Here is a 12,396-nt window from a genome sequence, read left to right on the forward strand (position 1 = left end):
ATTCCGATGCATTAAAAAATGAAAACATTCAATGAGATAGTTGAAATAAACGACGAAATAGTGAGGATAGTCGGGAAAATCGCTGACGAAAATAATTACGAAGCATATGTAGTTGGTGGTTATGTGCGTGACCTTTTGCTTGGCAAAGAAGTTAAAGATGTTGACTTTCTTGTGATAGGTCAAGGAATAAAGTTTGCAAGAATTGTCGCTAAGTATTTTAAGAAAAGAATTACAGTTTACGAACAATTTAGAACCGCGATGATTTCGCTTGAGGACCGAAAGATTGAATTTGTTGGAGCGAGGAAGGAGAGCTATAGAAGGGATTCGCGAAAGCCAGTAGTTGAAGATGGAACGCTTGAAGACGATCTCGCAAGAAGGGATTTCACAATTAACGCAATTGCAATTTCAATAAATGAAAAAACATTTGGAAAAGTCATAGATCCGTTTGATGGTAGAAAAGATTTAATAGATGGAATAATAAGAACACCGCTTGATCCTGAAAAAACATTTGACGATGACCCGTTGCGAATGATGAGAGCTATAAGGTTCGCTTGTCAACTTGAGTTTAAAATTGAAGAAAGGACACTTGAGGCGATAAAGAAGATGAGGGAACGCATAAGTATAGTTTCACAGGAAAGGATCACGGATGAATTTTTAAAAATAATGCAATCGCCGAAGCCATCCATAGGTTTGAAACTACTGCAAGAAACGGGTATTATGCATATCATTTTGCCAGAGGTAGCAGAGCTTGAAGGAACGGAGCAAAGGACAAACAACGAGGACGATAACACTGCTAAATATCATCACAAAGATGTCTTTCAGCATACTTGCCAAGTCGTTGATAATCTTGCAAAGGTGACGGATAATGTTTGGCTTAGGCTTGCTGGTTTATTTCACGATATAGCAAAGCCTAAAACGAAAGCATTTAAAGAAGGTGTTGGATGGACATTTTATGGACATGATGTACTTGGCGCTAAGATGGTTCGCTCAATTTTCCGAAGAATGAAACTTCCGATTGATAAATCAAAATATGTTGAAAAACTTGTGCGCCTCCATCTTCGTCCAATGTTTTTGGTTGATGAAAGTGTAACCGATTCAGCAATACGAAGGCTGATCGTTCAAGCAGGTGAGGATTTGGATGATTTGATAAAGCTTTGTAGAGCAGATATAACGACCAGAAACCCAAAACTTGTTGCTGAATATTCAAGAAATTACGACATAGTCGTTCAAAAAATTAAAGAAGTTGAAGAGAAAGATAGATTACGAGCGTTTAAATCACCAGTAGATGGAAATGAAATAATGCAGGCGCTTGGCTTGAATCCTGGGCCCCTTGTTGGTCGTCTAAAAAAAGCGATAGAAGAAGCCATACTTGAAGGCTTGATCCCAAATGAACATGATGCAGCGTTTGATTACCTTATGAAAATAAAAGATAAAATCATTGCCGAATATGAAAGCGAAAAAAATAAAAATAGGAAGCAAAGTGAGCAAGAAACGCATATTGATTGATCTCGTTTTAATTTTTTTTGTTTTAGCCCTAAGTGATATTTCTATGGGACATAACTCTCAAAATAAAACGGCTGTAGCTGTAAAAGTTGAAGGCGGAATAAAAATTGATGGCGTGCTTTCAGAAGCAGCGTGGGGAAAAGCAATCTCTGTTTCTGACTTTATTCAACTTGATCCATATGAAGGTGAAAGCCCAACCGAAAGAACAGAAGTTAAAATCTTGTATGATGATAGAGCGATCTATTTTGGCTTCATCCTTTATGATTCTGAACCTTCCAAGATAACCGCACGATTGACGAGAAGAGATAGGGAGATTGAATCAGATAAAATCAACATAATACTTGACACATTCCACGATCACAAAACCGCTTATTTCTTTTCTGTTAATTCAGCTGGTGTGAAGGTAGATGGCATTATCACAGGCGATGGATCAAGGTTTGACAATGAATGGGATGGGATATGGGAAGCAGAAGTACAAATAAACGAAAATGGCTGGATATGCGAGGTTGAAATTCCATTTGCGACTTTGAGATTTGCTGCTGATAGAGAATGGGGAATCAATTTTGAAAGATACATAAGCAGGAAAAAGGAACTTGTTCAATGGGCTTTGATATCCAAGAGGGAAACTGGTAGAGTCTCAAGGATTGGGCATCTTGTTGGGCTAAATCAAATTGGCTCACCCAAAGGCATAGAAATTTATCCATACGCTGCTTCAAAACTTGTCTTTTCCCCTGAATCTGAATTAAACTCTAAAACGAGAGATTTTAGGCTTGATGTTGGACTTGATTTAAGATATAAAATTACAAATGATTTTGTTTTGAACGCGACTTTTAATCCCGATTTTAGCCAAGTTGAAGCTGATCAAGTCGTTTTAAACCTCACAACTTATGAGACATTTTACCCTGAGAAAAGACAATTTTTCACCGATGGCTCTCAATTCTTTAGCTTTGGTGCACCTGGTGGCAGAGGTGGCGGTAGAAGATTTGCAGGTATGCAGATTTTCTACTCGCGAAGAATAGGTAAAAGGCCATCCGGATATCCAAATGTCCCAGAAGGTGGAAGAATTGTTTATTACCCTGAAAGAACAAAGATCCTCAGTGCTATAAAATTAACAGGAAAGTCGCAGAATGGAATTTCGCTTGGATTCATAAACGCTTTGACAAGCCCAGAAAAAGCAATAGTAAGCGACTCGCTTGGGCGTGAATTCAAGGTCCGAGTTGAACCACTTGCAAATTACGCTGTTTTGCGCCTTCAGAAGGATATATTGAGAAACTCCATGATCGGAATGATATTAACAAATGTTTCAAGGGATGGAACGATCCCAGCTTTAACTGGTGGCTTTGATTGGGGATTGAGATTTTTGAATAACACATATGCCTTTGAGGGCTTCCTTGCATTTTCAAAAACATCAAGAAATCAAGGAAAACCAGCAACTTCCGGTAGAATTTCAATTGCAAAAATTGCCGGAGAAAATTTCCTTTATTCAACAAACTATGATTATACCGCGAAAGGATTTTACATAAACGATGTCGGATTTTTCACAAGGGATAATGATCATGGAGGTTCAACAGAGTTAAGATTTAAGCAAGATATCAAACCTTTCTGGATAATAAGAAGATACTATGCGGGCATTAGGTATAATTATAGATGGAATTTTGACCGAGCAATGATCATGCGTGGGATCGGATTTGACCAAACTATAGAGTTTCTGAACTATTGGGGATTTTCAATTTTTGGCTTTTATAGCCCTTGGAAAGTTTATGATGATAGGGAAACAAGGGGAAATGGACTTTATCTTGGCCGAGAAAGATATGTCGTTAATTTTTCTGTGCGCAGTGATTCAAGAAAGAACATAGTTGTTGATTTTGAATATGGATTTGGAGAATGGGGATTCTTAGATAAAGAAGATGTGAGAAGATGGCAGGATAGATACGAAGTAAGTGTCACGCTAAGACCAGCGGATTGGATAGATTTTCAAATAGAAAACCAATTGAGATTTGTCAGGAACGAAGAGGCGTGGGTTGAAAATATAAGCGTTGCCGGCAAAAGGTTAAGTATCTTCGCCGACAGATCAACCGATGAATTTGATCTTACTTTGAGAGGAACCGTTACATTTACACGGGACTTAACATTTCAAATTTATGCTCAAACATTTATTGCGAAAGGACACTATAAGAACTTTAAAGTTTTACAAACACCAGAAATCCTTGTTCCATACAACTATACCAAAAACCCAGATTTCAACACACAATCTTTTAATTTGAATTTCATACTCCGTTGGGAATATAAAGCAGGAAGCGTTCTTTATTTCGTCATCACTCAATCACGAAATGGCAGGGATGGAGATTATTTCAGAAGCCTTCATAGAGATATTATGCAAACTTTCAAAACGCCCGCTGTCAGCGGAGTTTATCTTAAGTTAACTCACGGGCTAATAATCTAAAAAATGGAGGTGAAATAATGAAAAAAGCTATTTTTATCGTGGTTTCGGTTTTAATATCATTTTCTGCACTTTCAGGTCAGTCGGTAAAGAAAAAGTTTACAATTAAAGATATGCTTTCAATCAATGTCGCTTCACAGATTGATGTATCATCTGATGGTAGAAATGTTGTTTTCGTTCTTTCAAAAGCTGACTTTGAGGAAAGTGTGTATAGAACGGATCTTTACCTTGTTTCAACTGATGGAGGTGAAGTGAAACAGTTAACATTTTCAAAAGAGGATGAGCGAAACCCAAAGTTCTCGCCAGATGGCAAGTTCATCGCCTTTATTTCCAATCGCAAGACGAATCCCGAAGCAAAAGAGGTGAAAAACCAAATTTGGCTTCTTCCCGTTGATGGTGGCGAAGCTTTTAAATTAACCGATGCCCCCGAAGGTGTCATCTCATTTCACTGGATGCCAGATGGTAAATCCATACTTTACCTAACGCAAGAAACCTTGCCAAAACCAGAAAAGGAAAAGAAGGAGCGAGATAAAAAGCTAAAGTTTGATCCAATCGTCGTTGATAAAGAAAAATATCGCAAGGAGTTTTATATTGTTGATGTCAAAACAAAAAAAGAAAGAAAAATTTTCACCGGTGATTATGGGATAGATCAGTTTGATATCTCGCCAGATGGGAAATTAGTCGTTTACACCACAAATTACACCGGCGATATTGATGATGGTAAAAAATTTGATTTGTGGATTTTGGAGATTGAGACTGGAAAGGCGAAACAGCTAACCAAAAGACCAGGAGGCGAGAGACAACCGAAGTGGTCACCAGATGGAAAATATATTGCGTTCGTTGCTGATATTGACCCGAAATTTACATATTCACAAGAGGAACTTTTCATCGTTGATCCTCAAACAGGCGAGATAAAAATTCTAACGGAAAACTTTGACATCGGAGTTATCAGTTATGAGTTTTCAAGATCGGAGCCGAATGTGATCTATGCGAGAACTGCTAATGGCGTTTATACTCATGTTTACAAGGTTTCATTGGATGGTAAAGTAAAAGAATTTTTCGGTGGAGAGAGAGTTTTTAGTGATATCGCTGTGTCTGATAAATCTATTGTATTTCTCGTTGAAGGTAAAACGAGCGCTCCTGATGTGTATGTCTTTAAGAATGGTGATTTGAAGAAATTAACAAATCTTAATCCGCAGCTTGAAGGGTTTACTTTCGGTGAGCAAACTGTGATAAGATGGAAAAGTTTTGACGGTTGGGTGATAGAGGGAATTCTTGTTAAACCAGTTAATTTTGAACCAGGCAAAAGATATCCAATGCTTGTCGCTGTCCACGGCGGACCTTACAGTAGGATCCAAGATATGCTTCGTCAGTATTATAATTTACAAGTTTGGGCAAATGAAGGATATCTTGTTTTCGCACCGAACTTTAGGGGAAGCTCGGGATATAGCAATAAGTTTGGGATTTCAAATTTCAAAGATCTCGGCGGTGGCGATTTCAAAGATATAATGACTGGGATTGATTACATAGTAAAGGAACTAAAGATAGCTGACGAGAATAAAATTGGAATATTTGGTGGAAGCTATGGCGGTTATATGACAAACTGGGCTATAACTCAAACCGATAGATTTAAAGCAGCAGTTTCAATGTTCGGGATCTTTAACTTGATCACTGACTATAGCAATTCATATTTGCCAAGCTGGGAGCCAGATTATCTTGGTGATTATTATTGGAATAACCTCAAAATTTATCTTGAGCGCTCACCGTTTTATTATGTTAAGAACATAAAAACTCCCGTCTTGATAATGCATGGTGATGAAGACCAAAATACTTTCATAAGTAACTCAAAAGAGATGTATCAAGCTTTAAAACATCTTGGTAGAACAGTTGAATTCGTGCGCTATCCAAGAGAGGAGCATGGTTTTAGGGAACCAAACCATAGAATAGACGAGTTTTATCGTTGCCTTGAGTGGTTTAACAAATATCTTCTTGGGATTGAGCCCGAAAGAAAGCCACTTGTCCGCATTGATGAGTGGGTTAAAGCGGAAGGTTGGGAGATAAAAGTCGTGAGAGCAAGTAAAAATGTTAATTATTCCGGTTTTGATACAGCAAAAAAATTTATTGAAGTTGATGTTCTTTTCAAGGCAAGCGAAAACGCAAAACCATTTGAAATAGCTATCGGAAATGATTTCATAATCTATGACTTAAATGGAAATGTCGTAAAATCATCTGGTGTCCCAGTTGAAGTAAGCGGAGTTAAAGGATTATTGCAAGGGGATATAAAGACAGTTGTTGACACTAAGGGTGAAAACCGTTATTATCCGCTCAAAGTCGCGTTTGATGCTACTAATTTGAAAGGATCGTTGAGATTTAAAATCTCAAGGTTTTCACAATTTGAATTTTTAATTGATTAAAAAAATATCAGGCACGCCGCAAAGGCGTGCCATTTGATTGATTTAAAAACTATATTTAACTCTGATATAAATCTCATCTCTATCTCTTAACCTACCGAAAGTCGTGCTACCTTTGCCATCAATTATCCTTCCACCGATCGCAAGTTCTAAATTGTCAATTGGATTATATGTTATCTGTGGATTGTAAATCAAAGAGTAATTATTTCTGATATCTTTGGCGCGTTTAAACTCAACCCCACCGCTTAGGAAATTAATTTTAAGTTTGTCGTCCATGAATTTTCTTTCAAAATTAAAGACAAGATAGTTCTTCAAGTTTCCACGACCTCTCTCGTGCAGAAATCCATGAAGATATTGAACATTGGCATAGATCCCATTTTCAAATGTATAATCAAAGCCGAGAACGAATCGCGTGTAATTTTTCTTCTCAAGAATTTTTCTGGATAAGTATAAATTTGTCGGTTGTATCACGATCACTGTTTCAAAATTAACTTCCTCTGGATAAAATATCCCTGCCTCTCCCCAAACACCAACTCCTCTTATATCACCTGCGAAATCAATTCCTACAACTCTCATTCTCGGGAAGAAAAGATAAACAGAATCTGGAACTAATCTGCCAACTGGTAATATGGCTTTAAATGGCATTGGAATATCATCTCTTCCATATACATAGCTCATTGAAAGATCAAAGCCGAAAATATCCCTCTTTGATATCTTCAAGCCAAACTTTGAAGCTTCTTTAAGTGAATTTTCGGGGTTTACAACTATGACTCTTTCCGATAAATTTTCAAATTCGTGGGATGAGTTCGGGAAAAATTCAGAAGCAAATACCTTTATCCAATCACCTTTTGGCAAAACAGAAGGGGTAAAGGTTGGAATGAAAACACCAGTTATTGTGAAATCACCAAGGTAGTAAGAAAGTTTAATTGCGTTTGAACCAAGATGCCTGCCATAATCCCAAATATCTTCAAGGTCGTCTGGGTTCAAATTATCTGTTGGATTTAGCTTATCTGCCGTTCCCCAAGCTATTCTTTGCCTTCCGATTTTTAGATCAAGATTATCAATTACGAAATCTTTCAGGTCAACATATGCTTCGCGAATTTCAATGCTAACTGGTTCAACATAATTTTTATCAGAGAGTTCAAATAGTTTCTTTACATTGCTTGAGCCAAAATTTCTAATCCAGATTTCTGAATAAAATTTTGATTTTTCAAATTCAACTTGTCCCATGAGAGCGAGACGATATTCTTCCCACGATATTGTTCTGTCTTTTAATTTAAATCTGTCGTCCGCTTGAATATAACCACCGATTTGTAGATTTTGTGAACTTAAGAGCGTCGTAAAAGCAAGCAGCAGGAAGAGAATTTCAATCTTTTTCATATTTATTTTTTAGTTTGTTTTTAAAGGTGGACTCCAACTATCTTTTTCCCATTTTGAAAGTTCAAGTCGGACTACGCCGAGAAAAGTATTAAATGTTGCTTTAATTGGAACCCTTGCCCAATCATCGGAGAACCAACCGTTGAACTCACCTGATATACCCGCAAGTTCTTTGCTTACAAACGATGCGTAGCCATTTATCTCAATTGTTTGTATCTCAGAATTTAATGAAGAGATCTTTACATTTTCTCTTTTCTCAGGGAAATTAAACTTAACTTTCTCAATTCTTACAATAAATGGAGGGCGTTCAAGCTTTTCTTCAGTTGCAAACAAAAGTGGAAGATAGACCGCGACTCCAGTTCCACATAGCTTTCTCGCCACGAAAAACGCAGTTATCCCGTGGTAGTATATATCTGGATAATAAATTGATTTTTGACCTATGAAAATGCCATTTTTGATATCAAATTGCTTTGCAATTATATCGTTTCCTTGTCTCAAGAAAATTGTCTTTAACGGGATGGCATCTTTGACTTCATAAACATTCAAGTAACTATTTAGTGGATTCTCCTTGTGAAACTTGCTTTCAAAAGTATAGTTCACATTTACAAAGAAGATGTATGGGTTTGACTCAACATGGATTTTTGAATAAATACTATCACCTTCAACTCTCGTCCATACTCTTATCTTGCCAAGGTTTAAAAATTTCCAATACACATCATACTCAAGATATTCCGAGCTGAATCTAAAGTCATCTGCTGTTAAATTATTGAAAAAGCAAAAGGCTGAAAAGATTAGAGAAAAGACAAATTTCATTTTATCGTTCAAGATTTCTTACTGTGAAAATGTCATCGCTTAGGTTTGTGTCAAACTTGACATCCTCAAGAACTAGCTTTGTCGTATGATTTTTTTTGATGTCTTTCATCTCGGTTTCAAGAGCAACCCAATAGTTTCCTATTTTTTGAATCTTTCTCCTTGTTAAAATTTTATGGAGGTTCCCGGCCTTATCGTAATATTCTATTTTTTCGGGATAGAAATTATCAACCCTGGCATACAGGATCAACTTTGAATAATCGCTTGTCCTACCTTTCCGTGGTGTTAATTTTAAAACATAATATGAATCGTCTTTTCTTAAAAGTTCTGGCTCCCATTTTTCCGAATAAGTCAACGCTTCCATATCTTCATATGTGAAATCAGTCCCTGCGAAATTTTGATTTTTGATGTGAGATGCAATTCTTCGGCTCTTTTTAAATGCGGGGAGATAAACATAGTTCACATCGTCAGGTAGGGACAAAAAACCGATACCTCTTATGTCGGCTGGCTCTGTGAATTTAACAAGTCGTTTGTTTGTCCCCTTCTGATACATTAAAGCTTCACGATAAGTTTCTCTTCCGTTTTTGTCTATCAATGTGACTTTTGATTTATAAAATTGATCTTTTGCCGAATAAGATACCTCGTCAACTTTTTTCAGAATTTCAACAGCAGTGAGTTGAGCAAATGATGTATTTAGAAATAAAAGTAGAGCAATGGGAAGAAACAGATAACGCATTTTTGATCTTTCCTTTTGTTTTTATTTTATTTCAACTTGCTTTTGAATCTCAACTTGTTTAAGAAGTTTTCTTAGGAATTTTGGCTTGAAGGTTAAAATTATCGCCGGAAGTAAAACAAGCGTTGCGCCACCCGATAAAAACATTGTAAGCAAAATCATTATACCAAATCTTTGCAACGGTATCACATTTGCGAATACAAGGACCAAAAATCCAAGTGCGACTGATAGAACATTTATAAGAATTGCTATACCAGTCGTTCCAAGGACCTTGCTTATTGCTTCTTCAAAAGCATAACTTTCTTTAAGCTCAACTTTTAATCTGTTCATAAAATGAATTGAGTAGTCAATCCCCATGCCGAGCGAAACTCCTGCGATTAAAACTGTCGCGATATCCAACGGAATTCCAGAATATCCCATAAATCCGTAGGCTACGACTATAGTTAATGAAATTGGGACAATTCCGAGAAGTCCACCGAGAACTGTTTTAAGTTGAAATATCATTATCAAAAAGACAAATCCGAGGGCGAAGATTAAACTTTGTATCTGACTTTTGATTATGGCGTCGTCTAAGTGTTTATAAATTAGAGGCATGCCAGTTTGTTCAAACTTGACATCTATTCCTTTAGATGAAATTGAAGCGAAATAATTATCAATTCTTTGGACAAGTTCTGATATTTTCGTTGAACTTGCATAGGTCACCATCGCTTGAATAATTGCTTCATCTTTCTCTGGTGAGACAAGTTGGCTGAAAATTTCTTCGCCTTCAATTAGAAACATTAGGTTTATTATCTTTTCCCTCGTTTCTGGGATTTTTTTACCTTCGCCCATTGCATTGTTCATTTCCTCAATTATGCTCGCTATTGATTGTGGATTATGAACATCTTCAAGTGATCGGAGGAAGTTTTCAACATTTTTAATTTCATTTAAAACCTCTGGATTTTGAATATCACCTTTAATTAGTATATAAAGTGGCAGTGAACCACCGAAATTTTTCTTTAACATTTCCTCTGTTGCCCTGACATTTGTCTCTGGTTTAAAATATTCAATTATACTTACCTCTCTGTTTATTTTAAAAATCCCAACTATCCCAGCAACGACGATCAACACAGTGAAAATGAGAACTAAATACTTAAACTTTGATATTAATTTTGTAAGTTTCACTACAAGCTTTCTGTCCTGTTGTGAATCTGAGACTTTGTTGATCATTCTTTCATGTTTTAAAAATGATAAAATTGATGGGATCAGTGTAAGTGATATGATGAGGGCAAACAAGACGCCGACACTTGTAAAAATTCCAAATTCTTTTATCATGGTCAAATAAGAGCCAGAAACAAAGGACAGGAAGCCAGCAATGGTCGTAACTCCTGCAAGAATAACTGGAAGAGCGATCTCGCTTAAAGCAATTTTTGCCCTTTCTTTTGGATTGGTTATCCTTATATCCTCTCTGAATTTATTTACGATGTGAATTCCGTAGGCACTTCCGACCGCTGTTAAAATTACAGGTATTGAATCAGAGATTATCGTTAATGGTATGTTCAAAAGAGACATCAATCCAAGTGTCCATATTATGCTTAAGGCAACGCAAAGAATCGGCAGGATGACGCCTCTTAAATTTTTGAAGCTGAAGAGCAAAATTAGAATCATCACCACACCAACGAGTGGTGTTAATATCTTCAGATCGTCAATTATAAGTTGATTCATATCAATCATCTGAAAGGGTAATCCACCATAATAAACTTTCCCTGTTATCTTTTCTGATTCAACAACTTTTTTTATTTCCTTTGCAACTTGTGCCTTGTCCACACCTTCTCTTAGTTTACACAATATCAATGTCACTTTAGCATCTCTTGATACGATGTTTTTATAAAGATCTTTTGAAAGGACATATCTTTTTAGCTCGTTCAGCTTTTGTTGATCGTCTGGTATTTCATTAATTAGTCGCCCAATTTCAATTCCCTCTTCTGTCCCTTTTATGTCAATTACATTTGTTAAACTTGTAACATATGAAACGCCGTCAACATACTTTAGCTTCTCGGTTAAGTTATAAATTTCGGTTAAAGTTTTGTGGTTAAAGATATCTTCGTTTTCAATTGCAACTATCGCAGTTAAATTCCCACCATATTTATTTCCGATATTTCTTGCCAGCTTGACTGCGTAATCGGTTTCAGGAAGATATGATGCGAAGTCGGAGTTAATTTTTAAGTTCTTCATTGAGTAAGCAAAAATTAGCGTCAAAACAATGATGATGAAAATAAGTATCTTACGATTGTTTATGATGAAGTTGCTAAATTTTTGCATTTTTCTGACTCATTTACTTTTTAATTATTCCGTAAAATAAGATGTCAAGCAAATTGTCAATGTCCTTTTCCGTCCATCGCGTATTCCCTTGAAAGACCCATGATTCAAAACCCTTCAAGGTAATTAAAATTGCAAGCGTTGTCATTTCAATATCTTTTACCTCAAATATACCTTTCGCAATTCCTTCTTTTAAGATTTCGCATATTGCGTTTGTTTCTTCTTCGTCATACTTTTTTCTGAATTTTTCAATGAATTTATAGTTTTCCAGGTATTCATCTTTCAATGCGCTGTAAAAATTTGCCAAGTGTTTAAGCGCTTTCATTCGGGTTATAATGTATGAGCGAAGCTTGCCTTGTGGGGTGTTTTCCTGACTTATCGCTTTTTCAATTTTTTCGCGTAGGACTTGCGCTTCCTGTTCAATAACGGCTTGAAAAACTTCTTCTTTACTCTGAAAATAGTAATAAAGTGAGCTTTTTGCTTTTTTCACAGCTTTTGCGATTTCTTCCATCGTTGTTTTCTTGAAGCCAAACCTCGCGAAGATTTCTCGTGCTATTTCAACTATCTCATCTTTCGTTTTCTCAATATCAATCATTTGAATTTTCGACCATTTTGTTTTTTTGGTCGAAAATAATATAGTCGGAAAAATTTAAAAAGTCAAGCTTCGGGTTTGTATGGTTTTGAGCTAGCTCACAAATTGAAATTTGAAGGGAAAAGGAATGTTTGAAGGAATGGAGCAAGGAGAAACAAGCATTAAAATTTGCGTGATGTCTTTTGCTTCTTCGGAACAAATTAAAAAATAAATTTGCAAATTGTCTTTTTTT

The 12,396-nt window shown here is 36.3% G+C and carries 8 protein-coding genes; 3 read left to right on the plus strand and 5 right to left on the minus strand.

The features are described 5' to 3' along the window. Positions 1–18 precede the first annotated feature (18 nt). From NZ923_02605 to NZ923_02615, 3 genes are read left to right on the plus strand one after another with little or no spacing between them, the layout of a single operon-like run. Complete coding sequence (locus NZ923_02605; GenBank protein ID MCS7228911.1) at positions 19–1,506, plus strand: CCA tRNA nucleotidyltransferase; 1,488 nt, start codon at positions 19–21, stop codon at positions 1,504–1,506. Continuing rightward, the gene (locus NZ923_02610; GenBank protein MCS7228912.1) at positions 1,481–3,946 is read left to right on the plus strand and encodes a carbohydrate binding family 9 domain-containing protein; all 2,466 of its coding nucleotides are present in this window, start codon (positions 1,481–1,483) and stop codon (positions 3,944–3,946) included. Before NZ923_02605 ends, NZ923_02610 begins: the two co-directional genes overlap by 26 nt. 17 nt (positions 3,947–3,963) lie before the next feature. After that, positions 3,964–6,357, plus strand: coding sequence for a S9 family peptidase (locus NZ923_02615; GenBank protein ID MCS7228913.1), 2,394 nt, complete (start codon positions 3,964–3,966; stop codon positions 6,355–6,357). A gap of 42 nt (positions 6,358–6,399) precedes the next feature. On the opposite strand, the gene NZ923_02620 is transcribed toward NZ923_02615, so the two are convergent. From NZ923_02620 to NZ923_02640, 5 genes are read right to left on the minus strand one after another with little or no spacing between them, the layout of a single operon-like run. After that, complete coding sequence (locus tag NZ923_02620) at positions 6,400–7,734, minus strand: hypothetical protein (GenBank protein ID MCS7228914.1); 1,335 nt, start codon at positions 7,732–7,734, stop codon at positions 6,400–6,402. Between the two features lie 9 nt (positions 7,735–7,743). Then, a complete protein-coding gene (locus tag NZ923_02625; protein MCS7228915.1) occupies positions 7,744–8,544 on the minus strand; it encodes a DUF3108 domain-containing protein in 801 nt (266 codons plus the stop codon). 1 nt (position 8,545) lies between these two features. Then, positions 8,546–9,277: an outer membrane lipoprotein-sorting protein gene (locus NZ923_02630; protein MCS7228916.1), complete on the minus strand. Its 732-nt coding sequence runs from the start codon at positions 9,275–9,277 to the stop codon at positions 8,546–8,548. Positions 9,278–9,298: 21 nt separating this feature from the next. Then, positions 9,299–11,575 carry an MMPL family transporter gene (locus tag NZ923_02635; GenBank protein ID MCS7228917.1) on the minus strand — a complete coding sequence of 759 codons (2,277 nt, stop codon included), beginning with the start codon at positions 11,573–11,575 and terminating at the stop codon, positions 9,299–9,301. 13 nt (positions 11,576–11,588) lie between these two features. After that, on the minus strand, positions 11,589–12,167 hold the full coding sequence (locus NZ923_02640) for a TetR/AcrR family transcriptional regulator (GenBank protein MCS7228918.1): 579 nt from the start codon (positions 12,165–12,167) through the stop codon (positions 11,589–11,591). Between the last annotated feature and the right edge of the window lie 229 nt (positions 12,168–12,396).

It is taken from the genome of Candidatus Kryptonium sp. (assembly GCA_025060635.1).
Classification (GTDB): domain Bacteria; phylum Bacteroidota; class Ignavibacteria; order Kryptoniales; family Kryptoniaceae; genus Kryptonium.